The 25,604-nt window shown below is 48.6% G+C and carries 25 protein-coding genes and 2 riboswitches; of the genes, 2 read left to right on the plus strand and 23 right to left on the minus strand.

Annotated features, from left to right (window positions below; genetic code table 11):
• Nucleotides 1-29: 29 nt before the first annotated feature.
• The 11 genes from GLV97_RS08070 to GLV97_RS08120 all read right to left on the minus strand — a co-directional run bounded on the left by GLV97_RS08070 (nt 30) and on the right by GLV97_RS08120 (nt 10,020).
• Entirely contained in the window at nt 30-389 is a 360-nt protein-coding gene (locus GLV97_RS08070; protein WP_160889468.1) for a hypothetical protein, read from the minus strand.
• Nucleotides 390-459: 70 nt separating this feature from the next.
• Nucleotides 460-771 carry an Hsp20/alpha crystallin family protein gene (locus GLV97_RS08075; RefSeq protein ID WP_160889469.1) on the minus strand — a complete coding sequence of 104 codons (312 nt, stop codon included), beginning with the start codon at nt 769-771 and terminating at the stop codon, nt 460-462.
• 201 nt (nt 772-972) lie between these two features.
• Complete coding sequence (gene cysI / locus GLV97_RS08080) at nt 973-2,691, minus strand: assimilatory sulfite reductase (NADPH) hemoprotein subunit (RefSeq protein WP_160889470.1); 1,719 nt, start codon at nt 2,689-2,691, stop codon at nt 973-975.
• Nucleotides 2,692-2,732: 41 nt separating this feature from the next.
• Entirely contained in the window at nt 2,733-4,526 is a 1,794-nt protein-coding gene (locus GLV97_RS08085) for an assimilatory sulfite reductase (NADPH) flavoprotein subunit (protein WP_160835565.1), read from the minus strand.
• A gap of 17 nt (nt 4,527-4,543) precedes the next feature.
• Nucleotides 4,544-5,365, minus strand: a complete 822-nt coding sequence (locus GLV97_RS08090) for a uroporphyrinogen-III synthase (protein WP_202409569.1) — start codon at nt 5,363-5,365, stop codon at nt 4,544-4,546.
• On the minus strand, nt 5,340-5,972 hold the full coding sequence (locus GLV97_RS08095) for an NAD(P)-dependent oxidoreductase (RefSeq protein ID WP_160835564.1): 633 nt from the start codon (nt 5,970-5,972) through the stop codon (nt 5,340-5,342). Before GLV97_RS08095 ends, GLV97_RS08090 begins: the two co-directional genes overlap by 26 nt.
• Nucleotides 5,973-5,979: 7 nt before the next feature.
• Nucleotides 5,980-6,723 carry a sirohydrochlorin chelatase gene (locus GLV97_RS08100; RefSeq protein WP_160840234.1) on the minus strand — a complete coding sequence of 248 codons (744 nt, stop codon included), beginning with the start codon at nt 6,721-6,723 and terminating at the stop codon, nt 5,980-5,982.
• A 16-nt stretch (nt 6,724-6,739) separates the two neighbouring features.
• On the minus strand, nt 6,740-7,516 hold the full coding sequence (gene cobA / locus GLV97_RS08105; protein WP_160835562.1) for a uroporphyrinogen-III C-methyltransferase: 777 nt from the start codon (nt 7,514-7,516) through the stop codon (nt 6,740-6,742).
• A gap of 1 nt (nt 7,517) precedes the next feature.
• The gene (gene cysC, locus GLV97_RS08110; RefSeq protein ID WP_160835561.1) at nt 7,518-8,126 is read right to left on the minus strand and encodes an adenylyl-sulfate kinase; all 609 of its coding nucleotides are present in this window, start codon (nt 8,124-8,126) and stop codon (nt 7,518-7,520) included.
• Between the two features lie 5 nt (nt 8,127-8,131).
• Entirely contained in the window at nt 8,132-9,277 is a 1,146-nt protein-coding gene (sat, locus tag GLV97_RS08115; RefSeq protein ID WP_160835560.1) for a sulfate adenylyltransferase, read from the minus strand.
• Between the two features lie 14 nt (nt 9,278-9,291).
• Nucleotides 9,292-10,020 (minus strand): phosphoadenylyl-sulfate reductase, encoded by a 729-nt coding sequence (locus GLV97_RS08120; RefSeq protein ID WP_160840233.1) that lies wholly within the window; start codon nt 10,018-10,020, stop codon nt 9,292-9,294.
• A gap of 86 nt (nt 10,021-10,106) precedes the next feature.
• A riboswitch (SAM riboswitch) is annotated at nt 10,107-10,221 on the minus strand.
• 197 nt (nt 10,222-10,418) lie between these two features.
• Nucleotides 10,419-10,521, plus strand: a riboswitch (SAM riboswitch).
• Nucleotides 10,522-10,617: 96 nt separating this feature from the next.
• Between GLV97_RS08120 and GLV97_RS08125 the strand changes: the two genes are divergently transcribed.
• Complete coding sequence (locus GLV97_RS08125; RefSeq protein ID WP_160840232.1) at nt 10,618-11,526, plus strand: sulfite exporter TauE/SafE family protein; 909 nt, start codon at nt 10,618-10,620, stop codon at nt 11,524-11,526.
• 166 nt (nt 11,527-11,692) lie between these two features.
• Here GLV97_RS08125 and GLV97_RS08130 read toward each other — a convergent pair whose 3' ends face one another.
• Together GLV97_RS08130 and GLV97_RS08135 are read right to left on the minus strand one after the other, a co-directional pair.
• On the minus strand, nt 11,693-13,357 hold the full coding sequence (locus tag GLV97_RS08130; protein WP_160840231.1) for a DAK2 domain-containing protein: 1,665 nt from the start codon (nt 13,355-13,357) through the stop codon (nt 11,693-11,695).
• Between the two features lie 31 nt (nt 13,358-13,388).
• Nucleotides 13,389-13,751: an Asp23/Gls24 family envelope stress response protein gene (locus GLV97_RS08135; RefSeq protein WP_160835556.1), complete on the minus strand. Its 363-nt coding sequence runs from the start codon at nt 13,749-13,751 to the stop codon at nt 13,389-13,391.
• A gap of 240 nt (nt 13,752-13,991) precedes the next feature.
• Between GLV97_RS08135 and rpmB the strand changes: the two genes are divergently transcribed.
• On the plus strand, nt 13,992-14,180 hold the full coding sequence (rpmB, locus tag GLV97_RS08140) for a 50S ribosomal protein L28 (RefSeq protein WP_027954154.1): 189 nt from the start codon (nt 13,992-13,994) through the stop codon (nt 14,178-14,180).
• 163 nt (nt 14,181-14,343) lie between these two features.
• Here the strand turns inward: rpmB and spoVM are convergent, their stop codons facing one another.
• From spoVM to coaBC, 10 genes are all read right to left on the minus strand, one after another.
• Complete coding sequence (gene spoVM / locus GLV97_RS08145; protein WP_035531293.1) at nt 14,344-14,424, minus strand: stage V sporulation protein SpoVM; 81 nt, start codon at nt 14,422-14,424, stop codon at nt 14,344-14,346.
• A gap of 24 nt (nt 14,425-14,448) precedes the next feature.
• Nucleotides 14,449-15,126, minus strand: a complete 678-nt coding sequence (locus GLV97_RS08150; RefSeq protein WP_160889471.1) for a thiamine diphosphokinase — start codon at nt 15,124-15,126, stop codon at nt 14,449-14,451.
• Nucleotides 15,127-15,204: 78 nt separating this feature from the next.
• Nucleotides 15,205-15,855: a ribulose-phosphate 3-epimerase gene (rpe, locus tag GLV97_RS08155; RefSeq protein ID WP_160835554.1), complete on the minus strand. Its 651-nt coding sequence runs from the start codon at nt 15,853-15,855 to the stop codon at nt 15,205-15,207.
• 3 nt (nt 15,856-15,858) lie between these two features.
• On the minus strand, nt 15,859-16,740 hold the full coding sequence (rsgA, locus tag GLV97_RS08160; RefSeq protein ID WP_160835553.1) for a ribosome small subunit-dependent GTPase A: 882 nt from the start codon (nt 16,738-16,740) through the stop codon (nt 15,859-15,861).
• A gap of 12 nt (nt 16,741-16,752) precedes the next feature.
• Nucleotides 16,753-18,744 carry a Stk1 family PASTA domain-containing Ser/Thr kinase gene (pknB, locus tag GLV97_RS08165; RefSeq protein WP_160889472.1) on the minus strand — a complete coding sequence of 664 codons (1,992 nt, stop codon included), beginning with the start codon at nt 18,742-18,744 and terminating at the stop codon, nt 16,753-16,755.
• Entirely contained in the window at nt 18,744-19,505 is a 762-nt protein-coding gene (locus GLV97_RS08170; RefSeq protein WP_160889473.1) for a Stp1/IreP family PP2C-type Ser/Thr phosphatase, read from the minus strand. The genes pknB and GLV97_RS08170 overlap by 1 nt, the downstream gene beginning before the upstream one ends.
• Nucleotides 19,506-19,580: 75 nt before the next feature.
• Nucleotides 19,581-20,927 carry a 16S rRNA (cytosine(967)-C(5))-methyltransferase RsmB gene (gene rsmB / locus GLV97_RS08175; RefSeq protein ID WP_160889474.1) on the minus strand — a complete coding sequence of 449 codons (1,347 nt, stop codon included), beginning with the start codon at nt 20,925-20,927 and terminating at the stop codon, nt 19,581-19,583.
• Nucleotides 20,920-21,867, minus strand: coding sequence for a methionyl-tRNA formyltransferase (gene fmt / locus GLV97_RS08180; RefSeq protein WP_160835549.1), 948 nt, complete (start codon nt 21,865-21,867; stop codon nt 20,920-20,922). Before fmt ends, rsmB begins: the two co-directional genes overlap by 8 nt.
• A gap of 16 nt (nt 21,868-21,883) precedes the next feature.
• On the minus strand, nt 21,884-24,292 hold the full coding sequence (gene priA / locus GLV97_RS08185) for a primosomal protein N' (RefSeq protein WP_160889475.1): 2,409 nt from the start codon (nt 24,290-24,292) through the stop codon (nt 21,884-21,886).
• Nucleotides 24,289-25,497 (minus strand): bifunctional phosphopantothenoylcysteine decarboxylase/phosphopantothenate--cysteine ligase CoaBC, encoded by a 1,209-nt coding sequence (gene coaBC / locus GLV97_RS08190; protein ID WP_160889476.1) that lies wholly within the window; start codon nt 25,495-25,497, stop codon nt 24,289-24,291. The genes priA and coaBC overlap by 4 nt, the downstream gene beginning before the upstream one ends.
• Nucleotides 25,498-25,604: the final 107 nt, after the last annotated feature.

Consider the following 25,604-nt stretch of genomic DNA (forward strand, 5'->3'; position numbering starts at 1 on the left):
GAACATGATTTGTTCTCTTCGAGCTTTTTTTATCTCCAGCGGAGTATAAGCGTCAGCCGGCAGCAGTCCCGCCTCCCTCCTGACGTCCCCAGGGTAACTTTCAGGCGGTCAGGGTTATAAGCAGTCTGAAATGGACTCGATAGATATTCACCAAGCAGGTTCACCACTTTTACATCATCGGACTGCTGGGCCGCCATCATAATTTGCCCTGCGTAAGACTCATCGTCATGAATTTTCTCAACGAGTCCTTCGGCTTCTTTTATGAACTCCTGCAGCGTCATGGCGGATTCTCTGAACGAAGATACCTCCACCTCCGGGTATGAAGGTGCAGGTCTTGCATCAATCGGGATGACCGGCCTCCAGCAGCAGGGAACCCAGTATCTATACACAGCCTTCCCCCTCCCCCTTCATATATATGCCATAGAAAAAGGAAGAGAAGCGGTTACACTTCTCTCCCTCTCATTCTTCGATCGGAATGGACTCCAGCGGTCCGCGCTTGTGAAAGACAATCTTTAATACTCCATTATGAAACGAAGCCCGGCTGCTGTTCGGATCCGCTTCAAATGGCAGTTCGACCGTCTGCTCTCTACTTTTCAGAAAATGGGTCCGTCTGTAATAGTCACGAACTTCATCATTCACTTCACGCATCTGCTGTTGTTCAATAAGAATACGGAGCTGCCGGCCGGAACGGTCAATACGGATTTGGTTTTCCTGCACGTCCGTTAGAACAGCCTCCACCACAATCTCCCCGTTGGTTTCATAAATGTCCACCGGAAATGAACCTCCTTGGAACAAGGGCTCCACTCCCTGTAGGGAGTGATCAAAAAACGAGTCCACGGCCCGAATTAGATCCATAAACGTATGCTCAAAAAAACCGGGGAGCTGACTCTTTTTATCATCCATTATCCTGCACCTCTCTGCCTGTCGTTTCCCCTACAAGATATGCAGAGACAGCCGGCAGGTGACAGATGATCAGGAGGAGTGAAACTCTGTGCCTGAAGAAACAGCCTTCACATAGCCGGTTCGAATAACGAAATCCCCGAACTTTTCACCTTCTGAACGGTTCAGCGCAAATTCCTTAAACATTTGTCTTAACTCTTGAAGAATCTCTTCTTCACCGATGTTTTCTTTATAGATTTTGTTCAAACGGTCTCCTGCAAATCCAGCTCCTAAATACATGTTGTATTTGCCCGGGGCTTTTCCGATGAATCCAATCTCACCAAGAGCCGGGCGGGAGCATCCGTTGGGGCATCCCGACATACGGATAATGATCTCTTCTTCCGAGAGTCCGTATTCATCGAGTATATCTTCCAGCTTATCGATAAGAGACGGAAGATATCTCTCAGACTCTGCCATCGCCAGCCCGCAGGTCGGAAGAGCAACACACGCCATGGAATTTCTCCTCAGCGCGGAATTTTGCCTGCCATCGGTCAGTCCATACTCATCGATGACCGCTGATATTTCTTCTTTTTTTGCATCTGTCACACCCGCGATCATCACATTCTGGTTCGGCGTCAACCGGAAGTCTCCTTCATGAATTCCAGCAATTTTTCTCAGCCCACTCTTCAGCTGATACGCTTTTTCATCCTTTATCCGGCCGTTTTGAATAAAAAAGGTGTGGTGCCAGGTGCCGTCGGCAGCTTTCGTCCAGCCGTAGCGGTCCCCATTATGATCAAAGTTGTAATCCCTTGCCTCTTCCAGCTCCCAGCCGAGGCGGCTTTCAAGTTCCTCTCGGATCCAGTCCACTCCCAGACGGTCAACCGTATACTTGAACCGCGCATTTTTGCGGTTGGACCGGTTTCCATAGTCCCGCTGAATCGTGACTACTTTTTCAGCCGTTTCTACAATTTTGTCCGCCGGGCAGAAACCGATGACTCGAGATAACTGAGGATACGTATTCTCATCTCCATGGGTCATCCCCATTCCTCCACCGACGGCAATGTTGAAGCCGGCGAGTTGGTCGTCTTCAATAACAGCGATGAAACCCAGATCCTGTGAAAAGACATCTACGTCGTTGGAAGGAGGCACGGCCACCCCGATTTTAAATTTCCGTGGAAGATAAACAGGACCATAGATCGGCTCTTCTTCTCTACCATCCGCCACTTTCTCTTCATCCAGCCAGATTTCATGATAGGCCCTTGTTCTAGGCAGAAGATGTTCACTTACCTTCTTCGACCACTCATATACTTCCCTGTGAACATCGGACTGGTCCGGGTATACATTGCACATCACGTTCCGGTTGACATCTCCGCAGGCGGCAATGGAATCCAAGAGCGCTTGATCCATGCGCTGGATGCTTTTTTTCATATTCCATTTCAAAATGCCATGCATTTGAAATGTCTGCCTCGTCGTCAGCTTTAATGTCCCATTGCCATATTGGTCTGAAAGCTCATCCATTGTCTGCCATTGTTCAGGGGTGGCTACACCGCCCGGGAGCCGGACACGCACCATAAATTGGTAGGCAGGTTCAAGTTTCTGCTTCTTCCGTTCATTTCGTATGTCCCGGTCATCCTGCATGTAGCTTCCATGAAACTTCAATAGTTTCGTCTGATCGTCGGGAATGCTTGCGGTAATAGAATCCTGAAAACTCTCTACCAGAGAGCCACGCAGAAGACGGCTGTCCTCCTTGATTTTTTCCATTACATCCGGAGGTCCCTGTGTCTGATGAGAGGGCTGTTCGGATTTTGTCATGGTTCGACCTCTCCTTTCCGTTCTTTCAATATCAATAATGGTTAATATACATCTCTTTGGTAGCGTTTCTGCTGCCTGAGATCTGCCACGTATGCTTCCGCTTCTTCCAGCGACCGTCCGGATTCCCTTTGGACGATGGACACTAGTGCCTGATGGACATCTTTAGCCATATGCTTTTCATCTCCACATACATAGAGATAAGCTCCGGCTTCCAGCCATTCGAAGAGTTCTCTGCTCCGCTCGGTCATTCTGTGCTGTACGTACACTTTTTCTTCATTATCTCTCGAAAAGGCTACATCCATCCTGGATAAGACGCCGTCTTTGAGCCAGCGCTGCCATTCGGTTTGATAAAGGAAATCCGTCGTGAAATGCTGTTCGCCGAAGAATAACCAGGTATTCCCCTCTGCTCCAAGCTCTTCCCGCTCTTCAAGGAATGCACGGTATGGAGCAATTCCGGTTCCAGCACCAACCATAATGACAGGGGCTGATCCATCTTCAGGAAGTTTGAAATTCGAATTTTTCTGGACGAACACGGAGACGTTCCCGCCAGGCTCCATGCGTTCTGCGCACTGCCCTGAGCAAACACCAAGCCGGGGCCTTCCATGGCTTTCATACCGCACTGTGCCGATAGTCAAGTGCACTTCATCCGGGTTCGCTTTCCTGCTGCTCGCTATAGAGTACAGACGAGGCGGGATTTTTCGAAGTTGTTGAATCAGCTCTTCCGCTCCAAGCTCCCAAGGGCCAAAGTCTGCGAGAAGATCAAGCAGATCTCTTCCTTCGATATATGTTTGGAGCGTTTCTTTGGAGGCCAGGATTTCCTGCAGTTTTTCATTACTGGTGAAAGGTTCCAGTTTTTCAATCAGTGGTTTAGTAAGTACGGTAATCTCAAAGTGGGACAAAAGAGCTTCCCGTAATGCACGGACCTCTCCGTCTTTATTGAGGGTGACCGAGAGCTCAGGGTCCCACTGCATCAGAGTAATTAACTGATCGACCAGCTTCTCTTCATTAATCGGATAGATCCCAAGGCTGTCCCCCGGCTCATATTCCAGGCTGGAGTCTTCCAGATCCAGTTCGAGATGCCGTGTCTCTTTATTGGAACCGCGGCCGTTTAAATTGATATTTTCCAGCACTTCGGCCGAAAATGGATTTTTCTTCGTATAAACCGGGCCGGCGGCTTGTGGACTCGGAGCGGTCTTCCCCTTCTTCTCTTCTGCAGCGGTTCCCAAAGAATGAACGACCTTGTTTATCCAATCTTCCGCTTCCTCTTCATAGTCAAGGTCACAATCGACGCGTTCTACAAAACGTTCAGCCCCAAGCTCTTCCAAGCGCTTATCAAAATCCTTACCTGTCTGGCAGAAATACTCATATGAGCTGTCTCCCAGTGCAAGGACGCTGTACCGGACGCCGTCCAGTTTTGGTGCACGCCTGCTGTACAGAAATTCATAAAAGGAGAGGGCATTATCCGGAGGGTCGCCGTCTCCATGGGTACTGGTAATGATCAGCAGATCTTCTTCCTTCTTTAATGACTTCGGTTTGTAGCGGTCCATATCTTCGACAGAAACCTGCAGTCCGTTTTCCTTCAACCTTCCTGAAAAATCTTCCGCAAGCGCCTGGCAGTTTCCTGTGTGTGATCCATATAAAAGAGTGACGTGTCTTGTTTTCACCGCCGTCTCTTCTGCTTCTATTTCCTGCGCTGCTCCACTTCCGCTGTCTGTCCCTGCGGCCAGATAGCCGCTGAGCCAGATTTTCTGCTGCTCATTCAATGTTGGAAGCAGCTGGTTCAATAATTCCGTCTGCTCTTTATTAAACGGACTGTTGATTACTTGTAACGACAATTCTGTCACCTCCATAGTCAAAAATGAGCGGCCGTGTGCGCTCCCTCCCGGTAATAACGCTCCAACGCTACAATCATTGCACCCATTTTCGCTTTTTCAGGCTGCAGGACATAAGAAATCCCCTGCTCCTCCAAAGCTGCTGCTGTTACTTTTCCGACAGCTGTAGCCAGAACATTCCGATTAAAGGCATCGACAACCGGCTGATGTTCGTTCGAAAACAGCTGTTTCACCTGGGTTTTACTGGTGAAAACGACGGCATCCAGATTTTCTTTAGTTATTTCCCTTCGCAGTCTGCCCAGAATTTGTGGATCCGGAGGCAGGAACGAATAGGGTTTCGATAAATATACGTCGTATCCCATCTCCTCAAGGCTTTCCTTTAAGGCAGCATCATCAAGATTATAGGCCTGTAAATACACGCTTTTACCGGCTTTTCCTGTATCTTTCTCCATATAGGACAACAGCTTTGCCATTGTCCCGTCTTCAGCCATCCATTCATAAGTAAGGTTCTGTTCTTTTAACCAGTCTGCGGTTTTCTGTCCGCGTATAAGAAGGGATTCATCAGACAATTTTTTAATAAAAGAACGCCGGTGCCCAATGCCCGCGGCTGCCTCTTCCAATGTACGAGCTCCTATACCAGTCGTTAACAAAACATAATCAAAGTGTTTTTTTAAAAAGTGATGAACATCTCTCCGTGCCGTTTCCTGATTGTACTGGTGCGAGCCTTGAATGGGAAAACCGGAGGAGGAGCCATCCATATTCCGAATCAGCCTGGCAATTTCATCCGCCCGCCGATCGGCCGCCACCCCTATCTTTTTACCGGTCAGTCCTTTCACAGTCATCCGCCCCCTTCTCCTTATGTATCTCCTGCAATAGTAACTGCTGCTGGTCCCTGGATCGACAGCTTTCCTTCAATCCCTCTTCCAGATAAAAACGACGCCGGTCAGGTGAAAACCCGGCATCCCGCAGGACATTCCTCATCGTGAACAAAAAATCCACGTACCTTCCGTAATCTTCAGGAAACTGTTCCTCGAATTTCTGTTTGATTCCCGCTGTCAATTTCGGGCTGGCTCCGTTCGTTGTAACAGATACAGAAAGCCTGCCTCTCTTCATGTGGGCGGGAAAATGAACATTCCCCCCGCCATTGTCGGCGCGATTGATCAGCGGGACCTCTTTCGCCTCAGCCTCTGCTTGTTCATTAACCTCCAGCTGATCAGCAGCCGTTATGAGTAGAAAAGCCCTGGAAGCATCGCCTTCGGCATAGGGCTTCCGCTTCCACTCAAAAGCTCCCTCCTCCCACAGCTGTCGAAGATTCTCTGTCAATTCAGGGCTGATGACAGTCACTTCGGGATCCTCCGGCAGAAGAGATTTCATACGTTTTTCGGCTACTTTACCTCCTCCAACAATGACAACCCTCTTTTTGTATAAATCGATGGATAAAGGCTTCATTGACTAATCACTCCACTCTGGAAAGTTTGTTCAGCGCCTCGTTCACCCGGAATTGAAGCGACTGTTCCATCGCCGGGTGATCCTGGAGATGATGGGCGGCAGCAGCAGAATATCCCCGCTGAACAGCCTGATGAACAACTGCTTGAATCTCTTCCATCAAAACACCCGTGAACCAGAGGTATGGCACAACGATCGTATGCTCATAAGCCTCGACCGAGCGTTGGAAAGCCTCAGAAAAACGAGGGGAAAGGGCTGCAAGGTAACACACGTCCACAGAGGTTCCACTCATTTCTTCTCCCAGGCGTCCTGCAATCTTTTCGACCGCTGCCGGTGTATCCGGGTGATGACTTCCCCTTCCGACTAACAGGATATTTGTTTCCTTTCCAACGGGTGGATTCGTTTCCTGTATTCGTTCTGCCAGCGCTTTTATAATGTTATCCTGCACACCAAGCGGCTCTCCATATGAAATCGTCAGCTCAGGATAACTGCCGGAAATTCTGTCGAGTTCTTCCGGGATATCCTTATAATAATGCCCCGCACTTAATAGAAGGACCGGCTGCACAACGACGGCATCGGCTCCTTTTTCCACGAGGCGTCTCATCCCCTCTGTTATATCAGGATGAGCGAGTTCCAAATAACAAATCTCATAAGGCCGGTCATGGGCACCCGCAGCACGGTGTAAAAAGTCCTCCGCCTGTCTGGTGGCTGTTTTTCTTCTGCTTCCGTGACTCACATACAGAACAGCTTTCATCGTCTTCCTCCATTTCCTACCCTACTACGGTTTGTTCAGATGTCTGGACGTCAGATGCGGCGGGATTGAACCATTGGAGGTGGCTGCTTAATTCCACTACTTCCCCCACTACTATCATGGCAGGATTTTCGATGAAGCGGCTCTTTTCTACAATGGTATCAATCGTCCCTTTCACCATTTTCTGGCTGCTCGTTGTTCCATTTTGGATGAGTGCCATCGGTGTATCCGCTGGACGCCCGTATTTTTTCAACCGTTCACAAATCTCAGGAAGCCTTTTGACTCCCATGTATATACAGAGTGTATCCATACTCTTTACGACCCGCTCCCAATACGCTTCCTCATCTGTCCCTTTTTTACTGACTCCGGAAATGAATGCGACCGATGAACTGTAATCCCTGTGTGTGACGGGGATGCCGGCATAAGCAGGAGCAGCCGTCCCTGAGGTAATCCCCGGGACGATTTCAAAAGGAATGGACCTTTTTGCAAGAGCTTCTGCTTCTTCACCTCCACGGCCGAACACGAAGGGGTCTCCCCCTTTGAGACGTGTCACCACTTTCCCTTGAAGCGCGTATTTAACAAGCAGATGATTGATGGTCGACTGAGACAACGCGTGATGATCCGGCCTTTTCCCACAGAAGACAAGCTCCGCCCCTGCTTTCGTCTCTTCCAGAAGATCCTGGTTGATCAGTCTGTCATACAGCACCACATCCGCCTGCTGGACAGCTTTAAGACCTTTAACGGTAATGAGATCCACGTCGCCCGGACCTGCCCCGACAATATATACTTTGGTCACGTTATCCCTCCTTGTCGTTCAACCACTTTTTATCAATAAGAAGTTGAAAAATCTGCTCGGCACAGGCCTGGATGGAATGCTGATCAGACCGCACGATACATTCCGGATTCACCGGTGCCTCATACGGGGCGTCCACGCCTGTAAAGCCGGAGATTTCACCCGCTCTCGCTTTTTTGTATAATCCTTTAGGGTCCCTGCTTTCACATTCCTCAACAGGACAATCGACAAAGACTTCGATAAACTCTTCCTCTGCCAAAAGAGAACGGACACGATCACGGTCCTGCCTGTACGGAGAAATAAAGGCTGTCAAAACAATGGAACCATTGTCTGTGAACAATTTGGATACTTCACCGATCCGTCGGATATTTTCTGCCCGGTCCGCTTCAGAAAAACCCAGGTCCTGGTTCAATCCATGACGGACATTATCCCCATCAAGCAGGTATGTCTGAATGCCGTGCTCAAAAAGCAGCCGGTTCAAGTGGTTGGCAATGCTGGATTTACCAGCCCCTGACAGGCCGGTAAACCAGAGTACTCCACTGTAATGACCATTCTTCCTGCGGTAATCCTGTTTTTGTACAGCGGCTTCATGCCATGTTAGATTCGTCGCCATATCGTTCACCCCTTTGCATCCGCTGTCTGTTGTTTGAGTCCTTCGATCAACACGTCGACGACTTCCGGACGGCTGAACGTTTTCGGAGGTTTTTCCCCGTTGCGGAGCAGCTCGCGCACTTTTGTTCCGGATAAAATCACGTGATGTTCCTTGTCATGCGGGCAGGTTTTATGAGAAGCCATGGCCTCACAGGCTCTGCAGTAAAAGCTGTGTTCAAAGAAGACCGGTGTAATTTCCAGCTCCCCTTCTTCAAAATGGCTGAAAATTTTCTGGGCATCGTATGTACCGTAATAATCGCCGACACCCGCATGGTCACGTCCGACAATGAAGTGGGAGCATCCGAAGTTTTTACGGACAATCGCATGAAACACCGCTTCCCTCGGGCCTGCATAACGCATCGCCGCATTGAAGACAGCCAGGGTAACCCGGTTTTTCGGATAATATTCATCCAACAGCACTTCGTAGCTCTTCATGCGCACATCACTTGGGATGTCATCGCTTTTCGTTTCCCCAACGAGTGGATTCAAAAATAAGCCGTCGACGCTTTCAAGGGCTGCTTTTTGAATGTATTCATGAGCACGGTGTACGGGGTTGCGTGTTTGGAAGCCGACCACCTTTTCCCATCCGGCTTCTTGGAATCGTTCCCTCGTCTCTGCGGGATCAAGATAATAATGGTTTCCATGCTCACGTTCCGGTCTTGCGAATACTTCGATTTTCCCACCGACATAATAGTCCGGCCGGTTGTAAAGTTTACTGACGCCGGGGTGAGCCTCTTCCGTTGTTAAGTAGACCTTTGCGGCTTCTTTTTGTTTATCAGGCTTGAAAATATCTTCGATTTCAATCACGCCATAAACCGTGCCGTCCTTAACGAGCGCTGCTCGGCCAGTTAACGAAGCGGCCTGCTGCTCAGAAACCGGCAGGGTGATCGGAAGACTCCATGGGGTGCCGTCCTTCAAGCGGAGATCTTCCACTACGTTTTCATAATCTTCCTGTGTTAAAAACCCTTGAAGCGGACTGTAGGCTCCATTGGCGATTAGATCGATATCACTCAAAGCCATCGCATCAAGTTCGATCCTCTGCTCCGGCAGTGACTGCGGCTCTTCTGTAAAGCGATTGATTAAGCGTCCACCATGCGGTTGAATAATTGACATAAACCATCTCTCCTTTATTGTTTCGTATCTCCTGCGGTGTGGAGTCCACACTCGGTTTTATTGAATCCCTGCCACCTTCCTGAACGGCCATCATCCAGTGCTTTCGCTGTGCAGGGAATGCAGCCGACACTTGGATAGCTTTGATCGTGTAATTCATTGTAATCCAAGCTATTTAGTCGGATATAATCCCATACGTCTTCCCATGTCCAGTGAATCAAGGGGCATATTTTAATGGACTGGAAGCGTTCATCCTTGTTCACGAAATTTGTATGGCTCCGGCTTGCGGACTGTTCCCTTCTTAACCCGGACATCCAGGCCGTCGCTCCTGTAAGGGCTTCTTCCAACGGTTTGATCTTCCTGATCGCACAGCATTGATCTGGGTTTCTTTTCCACAGGGCCGGTCCATGCTTCTCCGCCTGCTCCTCCACGGTCAAATCGGGCTTTTTCATATGGATGTTCAGTTTCGGATACCTATTCTTCACTTTCTCAATTAAATCATAGGTTTCCTGGAAGTGAAGGCCTGTGTCCAGAAAAACGACATCGGCATCAGGCTGTGCCTTTGCAATAAAATCAAGCAGTACGATCGCTTCAGCACCGAAACTGCACGCATAAACGAGCTGCTTTCCATAATGCCCGTAGGCCCATTCAATGACACGCCTGGCTCCCTTGTGTCCATCCTCAAAGTCCATGTGGAGCAGAGGGTCCCCGGTGAATGTTTCATACGTTGGTGCACTCGTATTCATAAGCTCCTCCTTTCTTATCTTCAACAAAAAAACCTTTCTTCTGATATAAGAAGAAAGGAGAGTCATCATTCGCGATTCAACCGTTCTTCTTATCCTTCCAAGTGTCAATCACCTGCTGGAATTGGCACAGTTTCTGTTCGTGGTGACAGATCCGTTGCCGAGGCTTCGAAGGGCCAGTCCCTCCACCTCTCTCGATAAGAAAAATGTTTCCAGATTTTGTTCAAAAGATTTGATTCAAATATTAGACCTGATTTAAAGATATGTCAACATGCATTTCAAATATTACTAGTTTTCTGTTTATTTCATTGTAAACCATTGACAAATTGTCATCCATGTTTTAGCTTTGAATATATTATTCATGTACTTGTGAATTCCGCTTTGGAAGCGGGCTACATATATCCTTATAAAGAGCCGGGGGAGGAAACTGGTCTGATGATCCCGCAGCAACCTCACTTAGGAAAAGGTGCTCATTCCAGCAGACGGTGGTCTGAAAGATAAGGAGAGGAAGCTTGACCTCTTCTGGATGAAGAGGTTTTTTGTCCCTCTTCATGGTTAAAACCAAGTAATCTTATGTGTTTAATCAAAAGGAGAGGTACGATGAAGAAATTACTGATATTTTCACTGGTCGGATTTATGGCCCAATTGATGGATGGGGCACTCGGAATGGGGTTTGGTTTAAGTTCCTCCACCATTCTCCTTGCCTACGGGATGGCTCCGGCGGTGGCTTCAGCTTCTATCCACTTGTCCCAGATTGCCACAACAGCGGCCTCCGGGTTCTCCCACTATAAATTCGGGAACGTGGACAAACGGCTCGTCTTAACACTTGCTCTTCCTGGTGGGATCAGTGCTTTTACAGGCGCTGCCCTGCTCAGCTGGGTTCCAGGTGATTTGATCCGCCCGTACATCTCAATCTTTTTATTAGGGCTGGGCGTTTATGTAGTCATCCGCTTTTTACTTATGAGCAGGACGAAACCTTTGAAGTCAGAAAAAAAACCGTTCCGACGCCGGTTCTTGTTCCCTCTCGGTTTCCTGGGGGGTTTTCTTGATGCGGTAGGCGGCGGCGGATGGGGACCCGTGAATACTCCGGTCCTGTTATCCAGTAGAGGAATCCTTCCCAGAAAAGTGATCGGTACGGTAGATACGAGTGAATTTATCGTTACCTTATCCGCAACGGCTGGTTTTCTACTCTTTCTTGGATGGGAAGAGCTCAGCTGGCTGCTGGTCCTGGCTTTTGTCATTGGCGGAGTCATGGCCGCTCCTCTGGCAGCCTGGCTTGTAAAAAAACTCCCTCCTGTCGTTTTGGGGGTTGCTGCAGGTGGTTTTATCATTTTGACAAACAGCCGCACCCTGCTTACCTATGCTCCATGGAATGAACAGACGTTATATATCATATACAGCCTGCTGATAACCGGGTACGCGGCTGCGGTCGTCTTCTCCATACGGACTTATATAAAACTACACAGACACCCGCATACAGAAACGCGGTTAAAAAAAGCGCAGTTCTAATATTGAACGGCGCTCTTCGTACAGCTGTATTTCGTTTTATCATGAGGGTCTGCTTCGCATTATTCATGCCCATGCAGGTTTCACAGCAGAGAACACCGTGTATAAAAACGATGATCTTCTTACAAGCTGAAAAGCGCCGTTCTAAAAATAGAACGGCGCTTTCTCTTTATTCAATCGAGAAGATATAGCTGTAGATCGGCTGCCCGCCGTGGTGAATTTCAACCTCTAAATCTTCAAAGGTTTCTTCCACGTAGGCTTCCAGCTCAGCAATATCCTTATCGTCCACACCTTCACCCGTCAGAATTGTCAGGATCTCATCTTCATCCTCATCAATCATCTGGTTGAGCAGTGCTTTCGCTGTCGTAACGGCGTCTTTGTCCGTCGCTGAAATTTTCCCGTCGGCGATTCCCATGAAATGATCTTTCTCTATATCCAGACCATCAATCTGGGTATCACGGACAGCATAGGTAATCTGGCCTGTTTTCACTTCAGACATCAAACTGGTCATTTCTTCTTTATTGGTATCGAGATCGGCTTCAGGGTTGAAACCAAGCATAGCACTCATCCCCTGGGGAATGGTCTTCGTCGGAATAACAGCTACTTCCGAGTCAGCCATCTCTGCCGCCTGTTCTGCTGCCATCACGATGTTTTTATTATTCGGAAGAATGAATACACGTTCCGCATGCGCTTCTTTTACAGCCTCCGATAAGTCCTGGGTACTTGGATTCATCGTCTGACCTCCCTGGATGACAACGGTTGCTCCAAGGCTTTCAAAAAGTTTCTTCATCCCGTCCCCCATGCTGACGGTTACAATTCCGTAAGGCGCTTTTTCCTGAGGCTTCGCCTTCGCTTTTTTATCACCCACAATGGATGTGTGCTGCTCACGCATGTTTTCAATCTTCATGTTGATCAGACTTCCATACTTCTGTCCAAGTGTCATCGCTTCACCAGGGTACTCGGCGTGGACGTGGACTTTTACAAGCTCCTCGTCAGATACGACAAGCAGAGAGTCGCCAAGTTCGCTCAGTTGATGACGGAAAGCTTCTTCATCGTAAGGATTCTCCGCCAGCTTATCCTCCTCGAATTTCACCATGAACTCTGTACAGTAGCCGTAATGGATATCTTCGGTGTTCATGAAGTCCTGGGCTAATTTATGGTGTTCAGCGTTTACCATTTCGTTCATGGAAACCATTTCTTCGACATCCGGCATTTCCTCGCCCTTTAAATTAGCAAGGAAACCTTCATAAATCGTAACAAGTCCCTGACCGCCGCTGTCGACGACCCCGACTTCCTTAAGAACAGGAAGAAGTTCAGGCGTCCGCTTCAAAGATGCTTTGGCCGCTTCCACCACGCTTTCCATGAAAGGAATGAAGTCCTCTTCTTTTTCAGCGATTTCCACAGAAGCTTCCGCCGCTTCACGGGCCACAGTTAAAATGGTTCCTTCCACCGGCTTCATTACTGCTTTATAAGCCGTTTTCACCCCGCCTTGGAGGGCATCGGAGAAGTCCCGGGTCGTTAAGACCTCTTTGTTCTCAATGGCTTTTGAAAATCCGCGGAAAACCTGGGAAAGAATCACTCCTGAATTCCCCCGGGCCCCCATCAGAAGGCCTTTGGAAAGAGATGTGGCCACCGCTCCTGCATGGTCCTGGGAAACGTTCCTCACTTCTTCCGCTCCCGATGTCATAGAGAGATTCATATTTGTTCCTGTGTCCCCGTCAGGTACAGGAAAGACATTCAACGCATCAATCATCTGCGAATTCTGCTTTAAATAATGCGCTCCCTGTAAAATCATCTCGGCTAATGTTCTGCCGTCAAGCTTTTGTAACGTCACACTTACTTCCTCCTTTGACTGCAACTGCAACCTATTCGCTTGTCACGCGGACTCCCTGGATGAAAATATTGACAGAGTCTACGGACAATCCGACTGTTTTGTTTAATGTGTATTTTACTTGAGATTGGACGTTATGAGCGACTTCCGATATCTTTGTACCATAGCTCACAATAATATACATATCAATGTGGAGGCGATCTTCTTCCTGTCTGACAACGACACCTCTGGAAAAGTTCTCTTTACGGAGCATTTCTGCCAGCCCGTCCCGCAGCTGGTTTTTTGAAGCCATGCCGACGATGCCGTAGCATTCTACAGCAGCTCCTCCAGCAATCGTTGAGATAACTTCATTGCTAATCGTAATATGGCCGTATTGGTTGTTTAAATCCACAGACATATAGATCCTCCTTTAGATTCCTCAATTTCTCTCCTTATTATAACACAAGTGAAGCGTGGTTAATTTGTGTTCCATGCTGAAAATAAACGGGCGATCCCCTAATATACTGTGAAACAATTCAATCTGTCTGTCAAGAAAAAATTCTTGATATAATTGTTCTGAGATTATTGCAAAGCCCACATACATATGATAAAGTTACTAAGTATCTGATGATTTTTGTATGTAACAGGAGGGATTTTCATGGCACGTAGAAGTGTTCTATCTGGTAAAGGTACACGCGCAGGTAACCACCGTTCACACGCGATGAACGCTAATAAACGTAAATTCAAAGCAAATGTTCAAAAAGTACGCATCCTTGTGGATGGCAAGCCTCAGAAAGTTTACGTAACAGCGCGTGAACTTAAATCTGGTAAAGTCCAGCGCGTGTAACAGCGAGCTGAAAAAAGCACCCGTTCTGCGGGTGCTTTTTTTCTTGCCTTTATATGATTATGGCAGCCCCCGGGACGTTCAAAAGCCGCCCCCGGGACCACCGAATCGCATCAGGGCCTTCCAGGAGAAAGTTATTCCCCCTTCAGGCACGTATGGCTCGGAGCTAATCCTTTTTAAAAGTACTTATGACTGCGCGCACTATCCCCCCGACAAAACGCGGGAGTTTAATGGTGTAAAATTTCAAAAGAGCCCCCTCCTCCTAAGTGAACTAATGCGAACTCCCTTTTTCCTGATCTTCCATTGAGTCTGTACTTCTTATTACTAAGAGTATGCCTGACTCAAATGAAAAAGTACCTGTATCTTCGACCAGCCGGTTGGAGATACATAAGGTCGACCCAAAAGGCAGATGGGCACGGGAAAGCGGGTAGTAAAATCCATTGAGCGTCAGCTCTTTAACCTCCAGGGTAACAGGAAGAAAAGAAAGATAAGGATACTGCGGATCCTCTTCTATTTTATGCGAACCGGATGCCGCCATTTCAATCTGGTTCTGGTGATCTACAATAACAGCCTTAATGCCTTTTTCCATTAATGGATACAACAGCTGGATGTTCGCCTGGGAATGATCCATCCTCCCCCCGGTTACTCCGAGTAATACGATATGCTTCGCCTTCCGGTTCAGTGCCTCCTTGATCGCAAGCTCCAAATCCGTCTCATCTTTTTCATCTGGATATGTATGCAGCTCCAGGGCCTGCTCTTTAATTTTCTGATAGGAACGCTCGCTTACAGAATCAAAATCTCCAATAGCTGCATCAGGGGATATCCCTGCCTCTACCAGAACTTCTGCTCCCTGATCGGCACCAATCCATTCCACATCTTCTTCTGCCCATCGCTGGAGGCTCGGGATATACGATTTCGGCCCACCACCGACGACGATGACTTTTTTCACTTATGTTCATCCTTTCTATAGAAAAAGCCCAAAGGATTCTTATCAATCCTCTGAGCTCTCTTTCCTAAGTCTACGTTATTACAAGGAGGCGCGGATCTTTTCGATGGCCTGTTTTCTATCCGGCTGATTAAAGACAGCACTTCCAGCTACAAGAACATCAGCACCGGCTTCTGCACAAAGACGGGCTGTGCGTTCATTCACCCCACCGTCCACTTCAATTTCATAGGATAGTCCATGGTCTCTTCTAAACTGAGCCGTCTCGGTGACTTTTTCAAGCACCTCAGGAATAAAGGCCTGTCCGCCAAACCCAGGGTTCACAGTCATTAATAAAACGAGATCCACTTCCTTAAGGACTGGACGGATCATTTCCACCGGCGTCCCCGGGTTGATGACAACGCCAGCTTTCACACCGAAGCTTTTGATCAGCTGCAGCGTGCGGTGGAGGTGGGGGCAGGCTTCCTGATGGACCGTAATGATATCTGCTCCTGCTTTGGCAAAAGCTTCAATATAGGCGTCCGGATTTTCAATCATTAAATGGACATCAAGCGGAAGATCCGTAACCGGCCTCACCGCATCAACAATCAAAGGCCCTATTGTGATATTAGGAACAAAATGGCCGTCCATAACATCCACATGAATGTAATCCGCTCCGCCTTGATCCACATCTTTAATTTCGTCAGCCAGTCTTGCAAAATCAGAAGATAAGATGGATGGTGCAATTTTAGTCATTCCTTAATACCTCGGCTTTCTATTCTGGATTTCCTGCATAAACTGCAGGTAGTGGTCATAGCGGTGTTCTGATATCCCACCGTTCTCTACACCGGCTTTCACTGCACATTTGGGTTCTTTGTGATGCAGGCAGCCTCTGAATTTACAATCGTTTTGAACTTCTACGAATTCCGGAAAACATTCAGGGAGCTGTTCGAGTTCCAAATCTCCGAACTCGAGGGAACTGAACCCGGGCGTATCCGCCACCAATCCTCCGGAAATATCGTAAAGTTCCACATGGCGCGTCGTATGCTTTCCCCTCCCAAGGCTTTCAGAGATTTCATCTGTATCAATGGAAAGGCGCGGATCGATGGAATTGAGCAGGGAGGATTTCCCAACTCCCGACTGTCCGGCTATGACCGTTGTCCGCCCGGCCAGATGGGCTTGAATTTCATCCATGGAATCGGAATCGTTCACAGCCGACAAAATGACCGGGTAGCCGATCTTTTCATACTGCGCCTTATACGTCTCCATTTCTTCCACCAGACTCTTGTCCAGCTGGTCCATCTTCGAAATCACGATAAATGGTTCTATCCGCTTGGCTTCAACCAGGACGAGAAACCTGTCGAGAAGAAGTGAATTAAAATCAGGATGGATGGCCGACGTCACAATCAACGCTTGATCGACATTTGAAATCGGCGGTCTGACAAATTCATTTTTACGCTCATGGATGGATAGAATATAACCCTCTTCATGGTTGTCCGCCTTGAATTCCACCATATCCCCGACAAGTGGAGACACTTTCTTCTTGCGGAAGTTCCCGCGCCCACGACATTGATAAACCTCACCGTCATGGAGCACATAATAAAAACCGCTTAAAGATTTTATAATTTTTCCAGTTGCCATATAATCACCTTCTTAATAAGGAACATTTCCTTCGTCAATCACTTCATCACCTCTTTGCACGCGGTAAGACGCTTCCCCGCCTTCTTCTATGATCAGCGTGACATCAAAGGAAGTGGTTTCCGTGATGGTTTCTTCCACCACCGGTGTCTCCATATCGTTTTCATAATCATCGACATAGATCAACACCTGCTGTTCCGTTTCTTCCGATTCCTCATTGAACGGAACCTCCAGCGTCACCGTTTCTTCCCGCGGTGGTTTTTCCTCTGGTCCCTTGGATATAGTGATGGTTACCGTTGAACCTTCTTTCACATCTGTATAGGCCTCTGGATCCTGGGTGATCACTTCTCCCGCAGGAACCGTTTCCGAATAGCTTTCCGCTACTTCAGCCTCAAGGCTGCGGTCCGTTAAATATTTCTCCGCCTGTTCCCGTGTCATTCGGTCAAGCCGTCCGAGATTGATGGTTGGAGGTCCGGTACTGACGCGGAAAATGACTTCCTCTTCTTCCGGAATCACACTTGCTCCAGGATTCGGCGAAAGCTGTGCGACGATTTGACCGGCAGGCTCGTCACTGGAAACGGGGATTCGTTCGATTCCTGCATACCCCTTATCCTGAAGTTCCTGATCGATCTGGTCAAATTCTTCCCCCACATAATCCGGAAATTCCTCCCGCTCTTTTCCTTTACTCGTATAAATCGTCACTTCCGTTTCTTCCTTCACGGTCCTACCCGGTTCAGGAGCTGTCGTGATGACAAGCCCCTCCTCCACTTCATCCGAATACTGGGACTCACGGCTGACCATCAAGTTCATATCGCTCAATTCACTGTAAACCTCTTCATATTCCCGTCCATCAAGGTCTTCAGGAATCGTCACATCTGCAGGCTGAATGATGCCCGGAGTAAAATACAGGGCGGCTCCGCCTCCTAAGATGATCAGAAGAAGAAAGGTAAGAATCCAGGGCCAGAGTCTTCTTTTCTTCTTTTTCTCCTGTTTATCCACCGTTTTCTTTTTCTCCGGCGGCTGCTGGTACGCTTTTGTGTCCTTTACTGGCTGATATTCCCCCGTATGGATGATCGTGTTTTCTTCCGTTTGATCTCCGTATGCTTCTTTGGTTATGACAGGGATGGCTTTCGTTTTTTCCTCTTCATCCTCCTCCGGCAATTCGAATGGTTTCTCATCCAGCCGGTAAGGTTCCAGGGATGTTTCAATGTCCTGTTCCATCTCCACCACTGTCGGATAACGGTGAAAAGGATCTTTAGCCGTTGCCTTCAATACGACATTTTCCACACTCTGCGGCAGATCCGGATGCCACCGCTTTAATGACGGGGTATCATGCTGCAGATGCTTGAGGGCAATGGAAACCGGAGACTCGCCTGAAAAAGGAAGCCGCCCTGTGAGCAGTTCGAAAAAAACAATGCCCATTGAATAGACATCTGATTTCTTCGTCGCCATTCCGCCGCGAGCCTGTTCAGGAGACAGATAATGAACAGAACCGAGCACTGAATTCGTCTGAGTCAGAGCGGTCGCACTCAAAGCCATGGCGATTCCGAAGTCCGTCACTTTCACATGACCATAGTGATCAATGAGAATATTCTGAGGTTTGATGTCCCTGTGTACAATGCCGTTGTCATGGGCATGTGTGATGGCAGAAGTCACCTGGCGCATAATGTCCACCGCTTCGGAAACATCAACGGGGCTGTTCTGCTGGATATACTGCTTCAGTGTCATACCGTCTACATATTCCATGACCATATAATACAAATCATCTTCTTCCCCGACGTCATAAATATTGACAATGTTCGGATGAGAAAGACTGGTAGCGGACTGGGCTTCGCGGTGGAAACGCGCAATAAACTCTTCATCATTTCCGTGTTCCAGCCTTAGTACCTTGATGGCAACGCTTCTGTCGAGGATTGTATCGTGGGCTAAGTATACGTTAGCCATCCCTCCGCCGCCGATCATTCTATCGACACGGTAACGGTCATTAAGAAGACGGTCATTGAGCATCAATCCACACCTTCTTTCTCACCCTGGGGTGGCAGGTGGTGGACAATGGCAAGTGTAATGTTGTCTTCTCCACCACGTTCATTGGCCCGTTCGACAAGAGAATGGGCGAAACCGCCCCAGTCTCCTTCATGGTCCTTCAAACAGCTGAGCTCATCAAAGCTCACTTTATTTGTCAGACCGTCTGTACAAAGAAGGAGACGGTTATCCGGGTCCCATTCCATGCTTTGAACATCTGGGAAAAGATCATATTCCGTCCCCAGCGCCTTTAGCAGGACATTTTTGCGGGGATGATGCTCGGCCTGTTCTTCTGTGATCTGGCCGGAGCGGACTAGTTCATTGACAAGCGAATGATCTTCCGTTACGGCTTTAAACCCGTACGCATTGGCTAAATAACAACGGCTGTCCCCCACATGCGCAATCGACACGAACTGTTCGGTACAGATGGCTGCCACAATCGTCGTTCCCATTCCGGCACATTCTTCATGCTCAGAAGCATAGGTTTTGATTTCATTGTTGGCGGCGCGGATCGTTTCCTTCATCCACTCTTCTGCCCCGCTCGGGGTATAAAACTCGTCCGACTGCTCCCATTCGTTATGTAAAACATCAACAGCCATCCGACTGGCTACATCCCCTGCCTGATGACCTCCCATACCATCAGCCGTCACCGCAAGCACTTGACCGGCTTGATTTCTGAAGACGCCTCCTGCGTCTTCATTATGGGCCCTTACTCTGCCTTGATCTGTGAGGTAGTACTCTATCATGGACGTTCACCTGCCTTTTTCAGTTACTGTCATCCATAGAAGACCGGCTGCTTCCTTCAACAGGAAGCAGGGCCATTATTTTTTCACCAACCGAGTCAAGAAAAATCCGTCCGTATCCCATTCGTGCGGAAAGATCTGAAGACCAGCTTCCGTCAGGCCTGCCCCTTTACGCAGCGCCTCGGGAAGATCGTGTACAAAAGCTGGATCCAGTTCAAATTCCGGATGTTGATCCAGAAAATGACGGACAGCTTCCTCATTTTCATGCTGGTCCACCGTACATGTACTATAGAGGAGCTTTCCACCAGGCTTCAGTAGCGGAGCCACTTCGTTGAAAAGGTCGTCCTGAATCTTCCTGAGGTTGTAAATATCCTCTTCACTTTTGTGATATTTAATATCCGGCTTGCCTCTTAAAACACCCAGTCCGGAGCACGGAGCATCCAGCAGAATGCGATCAAAGCTTTCTGAATCATGGAGAGAAGTGAGCGTGCGTGAATCCGCCTGTCCGGCTTTAATGGAAGTGAGATGGAGCTGTCCGGCTTTTTTACTGACGAGCCTGGCCTTCTTCTCATGAAGATCATAAGCGGTCACGCTTCCTTTATCCTTCATCTTTTCAGCTATGTGCGTCGTTTTCCCCCCCGGCGCGCTGCAGGCATCGAGGACAGACATCTGTTCCTCGAGGTTCATCATTTCTCCAACAAGCATAGAGCTCTGATCCTGAACACTTACAAAGCCTTCTTTAAAGAGAGTGTGGTTTAAAATGTTTCCTTCTTTCACAACCAGACCCTGGGTGGAGAACGTACTCTCTTCCACCGAGAAACCGTCCTCTCGAAGCTGTTCAGCAGCCTCATGTCGAGTGATTCTCAGGGGCTGGACACGGATGGACATAGGAAGATGGTGATTGTTCGCCTCACACATCGCCTGCGTTGTTTCCAATCCATATTGATCTGTCCACCGCTTGACAAGCCACTCAGGATGACTCGTTTCAACAGCCAGACGAGTGATTTCATTTTCGATGTCGTCCAGGCTTTGAACACCTTTTCGCTGTACATTGCGCAGGACACCATTCATAAAGGAGGAAATTCCCTTATGTCCGCGTTTTTTGGATATTTCCACAGCCTCGTGAATCACCGCGTGATCCGGGACGCGTTCAAGAAATATCATTTGATAAACAGACATGTAGAGAAGCCAGCGGACCCACGGTTTAATTTTCTTCTGACCGGCCGTATACGGCTGGATATAATAATCAATCAGGTCTCTGCGCTGCAGCGTTCCGTAGACGATTTCCGTCAAAAGGGCTCCATCCTGCCGGGAGAGCTCCTGTTTGGACATTTCTCTGTCAAGCAGAACATGACTGAAGCCTCCCTGCTCACCGATCCGTGTTAACAAATGGAGTGCCGTTTCCCTTAATACATACTTAGCCATGCTGCTCCCCCAATACGTCGCCCTCATTCAACGATTGCCCGGCACCGTTGACGAATGACTGTCCGTCCATTTTTTTCTTCCCCGAAGGCTGAAGCGATACGATTTTCAATGCTTTTCCTTCTCCTGTTTGAACGAGGAAGCCGTCCTCCTCGATTTTAACCACCGTTCCGGCAGGCTTGGAGAAGTTTCCGGAAACTTTCTCAGCCCACCAGATTTTCAAGGGCTTTCCATTCCAGTACGTGTAGGCTACCGGCCATGGATGAAGACCGCGGACATGGTTATAGACCGCCTGCTGATCTCTGCTCCAGTCAATCAGCTCCTGTTCACGCTTAATGTTGCCGGCAAATGTGACTTTGGATTCATCCTGCACTTCCGGTGTGATTTTTCCTGCCAGCAAATCGGGCAGGGTGTCGGCGAGAAGGTCGGCGCCGGCCGCTGATAATTTGTCATGCAGCGTACCGACGTGATCGGTATCCTCAATCGGAACGACAACTTTGGACAGCATATCGCCGGCATCCAGTTTTTTGACCATGTACATGATGGTCACACCGGTTTCTTTCTTTCCTTCAAGGATACTGTAGTGGATGGGAGCACCTCCACGAAATTCAGGCAGCAGTGACGCGTGCACATTGATACATCCATATTCCGGAACGTTTAGAAGCGCTTCCGGAAGAATCTGTCCAAAAGCGGCCGTTACAATCAAGTCCGGCTGATAGGCGAGGACATCCTCATATTCATTCTTAATCTTTTCGGGCTGCAGCACTGGAATTCCGTGGTTCAAGGCTGCGGTTTTCACCGGCGGCGGTGTCATGACCTTTTTCCTCCCTTTCGGTCGATCCGGCTGGGTCACAGCCACCACCACTTCATAGCCCTCTTTCATAATCCGGTCAAGAACAGGGACGGCAAAGTCCGGCGTTCCCATAAATGCAATTCGTGTCATAACTGACGGCTCCTTCCTACATCAACTGATACGGCTGAAAATCAACCGTAATCTGTAAACCATTTTCCTGTTTCATTTCATCTTCATAATAATGCAGTATTCGTTCTACAAACTTCCGCTGCTCGGGTTCCTTCTTGTATTTTACCATGCATTGATAGCGATATCTATTATTGATCCTGGCAAGCGCAGAGGGGGTGGGCCCCAGTACATAGGCCTGCTGGGACAGCTTCTGCTGCATGAACATCGTAATCTTCCGGGTGGCTTCTTCCGCTTTGAGCTGATTCGGATGCGAGATGGTAAACAACGTCAAATAATAGTACGGCGGATAACGAAAAGCTTTCCTCAGCTTCATTTCCTCCTGGAAAAACTGCTCATAATCATACGTACTGGCCAGTTCGATGCTGTAATGTTCCGGAGTATACGTCTGAACAACGACTTCCCCGCTTTTCTCGTGGCGTCCGGCCCTCCCGCTCACCTGCGTGAGCAGCTGGAAGGTCTTTTCAGAGGCACGAAAATCGGGCAGGTTCAGCATCGCATCCGCTGCCAGGACCCCGACGAGTGTGACATTACCGAAATCGAGACCCTTGGCGATCATTTGTGTCCCAAGGAGAATATCCGCTTTCCCTTCACCGAACTGTGTCAGAAGTCTTTCGTGGGCCCCTTTTTTCCTCGTCGTATCCACATCCATCCGGATGATTCGTGCCTCGGGAATAAGTTCCTGAAGAGCTTCCTCGACTTTTTGTGTCCCTGTACCGAAGTACCGGATGGTTTTGCTTTCACATTCCGGACACTTCTCAGGCATCGGCTCTTCATGGGAACAATAGTGACATTTCAGCCGGTTCTGCCGCTTATGAAAGGTTAAGGCGATATCACAGTGCGGGCATTCGCTCACGTGTCCGCAGTCCCTGCACATGACAAACGTGGAATATCCCCGGCGGTTGAGGAACAGGACGATCTGTTCCTTCCTGGCCAGCCGCTCTTCTATCTTCTCCTTTAAAGGGATGGAAAACATCGACCGGTTTCCACTATGCAGTTCTTCTCTCATATCCACGAGTTCCACCTCAGGCATGACGGCTTCATTCATCCGTTTGCTGAGGGTAAGCAGCTGATAATTGCCTTTCACCGCCCGCGCATACGTTTCCAGAGATGGAGTGGCGCTTCCGAGAACGACCGGACAGTTGTGAGTCTTTGCACGCTGAACAGCTACATCCCGGGCGTGGTACCTCGTTCTGTCTTCCTGCTTATAGCTGGTTTCGTGTTCCTCATCAATAATGATGAGCCCGATGTTCGTGAATGGAGCGAATATCGCGGAACGTGCCCCTACAACGACCTGGACTTCCCGCCGCTGGATTTTCCGCCATTCATCGTACTTTTCTCCAGCTGACAGAGCACTGTGAAGGACAGCTACCTTGGAGCCGAAACGTCCTTTAAACCGCTCCACCATCTGAGGAGTTAAAGCAATTTCAGGGACGAGCATGATCGCTTCCTCTCCATTATCCAGCACCTGTTGAATCGACTGCATATAAACTTCCGTTTTCCCACTTCCTGTAACTCCGTGAAGCAGAAACACGTCGTGCTGCTGATTTTCAATCCGTGAGAGGATCGGCTGGATGGCAGTTTCCTGCTCCTCTGTTAACGCAAAAGGTGTCGTCCGCTTAAACTCCCTGCCTCCGTATGGATCGCGGAAGACCTCCTGTTTATACTCCTTGATCACGTTCTGCTCCACGAGCGGCTTTAACGCAGCGGATGTTGTTTGGAGTTTATCCAGCAGCAGCTTTTTCTCCAACGGATCCGGCTGCTGAAGAAAATATTCAACGATGGCCCGCTGTTTTCTCGCCTGTGGTGAAAGGTCTTCCAGTTTTTCTTCCATTTCGATAGGGGAAAGAGCCGGTGCCACCATAGGCTTCAACTTCTTCGTTTCCCTGCTCTTCACTTCATAGTGAACATCTACTTCGCCTTCGTTCATATGTTTCCTGAGGACATGGTAACTGACACCGGACTGCTCGAACTCTTCAAAATCCATGACACCCCGTCCATCAAATACAGCATCAAGGGCTGATTGAAGCGGTTCATCTGTCAGTTTCCATAACTCTTTTCTGTATTTGGCTTTCATGACCTGCGGCAGCATGACCTGTAGACAGGAAATGTAATAACTTAACGTATAATTGGACAGCCATTTCCCCAGATGAAGCAGCTCTTCTGTCAGCGTAGGAATCACGTCCAGCACGTCCGTGATTTTCTTGACGGAAGAAAAGCTGGACGTTTCCGACAGGGAAATCACATAGCCGAGAATTTTCCTCGGTCCGAAGGGAACGATCACCCTGACTCCGGGCTGCACAATCCCTTCGAACTTTTCAGGAATTTCATAATCAAAGGGTCTGTTGGTATTCTGGGAGGCTACGTCCACAATGACATTAGCAATCACGTGCGGTCACGCCCCGACATCTCCTGAGACGCTTCCTTAAGAATTTGTTCAGCGAGCTGGTCCTTCGTCATCAATGGATATGTTTTTTCACTGCCGTTTCTTTGGATGAAGAGGGACACATTGGTATCTGTTCCGAAGCCCGCCCCTTCCTCTGCAACATTATTAATCACAATCGCATCCAGGTTCTTTTTCTCTAGTTTTTCTCTTCCGTATTGCTCAGGATCGTTTGTTTCCGCAGCAAACCCGATCAAATACTGAGATTCTTTCCTTTTGCCAAGCTCCTGAAGAATGTCATCGGTCCGCTCCATTTCAACCGCATATTCTCCTGGTGATTTTTTCATTTTATGAAGGAAGGTCTCCTTCGGCCGGTAGTCGGCAACGGCTGCTGATTTAATTACGAGATCTGCATGCGGGAAATGCTTCAGCACTTCTTCATACATATCCTGTGCAGAGACCACATCAATGCGCTTCACACCTTTTGGCGTATGGAGAGAGACAGGACCTGTCACGAGGGTAACCTCAGCTCCGCTTCGTGCCGCCTGTCTGGCCAGAGCAAATCCCATCTTCCCTGTAGAAGGGTTCGTAAAATACCGCACAGGGTCTATTTTTTCCTGTGTAGGTCCTGCTGTAATGAGAACTTTTTTCCCTTTTAACGACACGGTTTTCCTATATTCATCCTCAAGGACCTTGACGATACTCTCCGGCTCTTCCAGCCGGCCTTTACCCACATAACCGCAGGCCAGATAACCTTCACCAGGCTCAATAAAACGAAAGCCCCATTCATCGAGCTTTTTCATATTGTTCATGACGGCCGGATGGCTGTACATGTGTACATTCATCGCCGGGGCGATGTACACCGGTGCCTCCGTTGCAAGAAGGGTCGTCGACAGCATATCATCGGCCAGCCCTCCCGCAAGCTTCCCAATTGTATTGGCTGTGGCGGGCGCAATTAAAAATAAATCCGCCCAATCGGCTACATCAATGTGCTGAATTTGTGTCGCATCCTGTTCATCAAACGTATCTGTATAGACGGGCTGTCTGGACAAAGCCTGAAACGTCGTCGGAGCGACGAAGTTCCTGGCGCTTTCTGTCATAATAACTTTGACGAAGGCTCCTGCCTGAACAAGCTTACTCGTCAGTGCAGCCGCTTTATACGCCGCTATCCCTCCTGACACGCCCAGGACAATCTTTTTATCTTTTAACATGTGATGGACCCCCTGCCTGTAAAAAATATCACGGTAAAATACGCAGGAAAAGCCGCGCTGATCGTCATACAGATGCGCGGCTTTTCCTACGTTGTTCCGAGAACAAT

This window comes from Halobacillus litoralis, from assembly GCF_009856355.1.
Lineage (GTDB): Bacteria > Bacillota > Bacilli > Bacillales > Halobacillaceae > Halobacillus > Halobacillus litoralis_B.

Coding starts and splice junctions, on each gene's coding strand:
- rpmB (WP_027954154.1), top strand. CDS start 13,992: ATGGCACGTAGAAGTGTTCTATCTGGTAAAGGTACACGCGCAGGTAAC.
- GLV97_RS08120 (WP_160840233.1), bottom strand. CDS start 10,020: ATGAATACGAGTGCACCAACGTATGAAACATTCACCGGGGACCCTCTG.
- coaBC (WP_160889476.1), bottom strand. CDS start 25,497: ATGTTAAAAGATAAAAAGATTGTCCTGGGCGTGTCAGGAGGGATAGCG.
- fmt (WP_160835549.1), bottom strand. CDS start 21,867: ATGACACGAATTGCATTTATGGGAACGCCGGACTTTGCCGTCCCTGTT.
- GLV97_RS08135 (WP_160835556.1), bottom strand. CDS start 13,751: ATGTCTGTGGATTTAAACAACCAATACGGCCATATTACGATTAGCAAT.
- rsgA (WP_160835553.1), bottom strand. CDS start 16,740: ATGGCAACTGGAAAAATTATAAAATCTTTAAGCGGTTTTTATTATGTG.
- GLV97_RS08090 (WP_202409569.1), bottom strand. CDS start 5,365: ATGACTGTGAAAGGACTGACCGGTAAAAAGATAGGGGTGGCGGCCGAT.
- rpe (WP_160835554.1), bottom strand. CDS start 15,855: ATGACTAAAATTGCACCATCCATCTTATCTTCTGATTTTGCAAGACTG.
- cysC (WP_160835561.1), bottom strand. CDS start 8,126: ATGGCGACGAATCTAACATGGCATGAAGCCGCTGTACAAAAACAGGAT.
- sat (WP_160835560.1), bottom strand. CDS start 9,277: ATGTCAATTATTCAACCGCATGGTGGACGCTTAATCAATCGCTTTACA.
- GLV97_RS08100 (WP_160840234.1), bottom strand. CDS start 6,723: ATGAAAGCTGTTCTGTATGTGAGTCACGGAAGCAGAAGAAAAACAGCC.
- cysI (WP_160889470.1), bottom strand. CDS start 2,691: ATGACAAAATCCGAACAGCCCTCTCATCAGACACAGGGACCTCCGGAT.
- GLV97_RS08170 (WP_160889473.1), bottom strand. CDS start 19,505: ATGATAGAGTACTACCTCACAGATCAAGGCAGAGTAAGGGCCCATAAT.
- GLV97_RS08095 (WP_160835564.1), bottom strand. CDS start 5,972: ATGAAGCCTTTATCCATCGATTTATACAAAAAGAGGGTTGTCATTGTT.
- GLV97_RS08125 (WP_160840232.1), top strand. CDS start 10,618: ATGAAGAAATTACTGATATTTTCACTGGTCGGATTTATGGCCCAATTG.
- pknB (WP_160889472.1), bottom strand. CDS start 18,744: ATGCTCAATGACCGTCTTCTTAATGACCGTTACCGTGTCGATAGAATG.
- rsmB (WP_160889474.1), bottom strand. CDS start 20,927: ATGGCTAAGTATGTATTAAGGGAAACGGCACTCCATTTGTTAACACGG.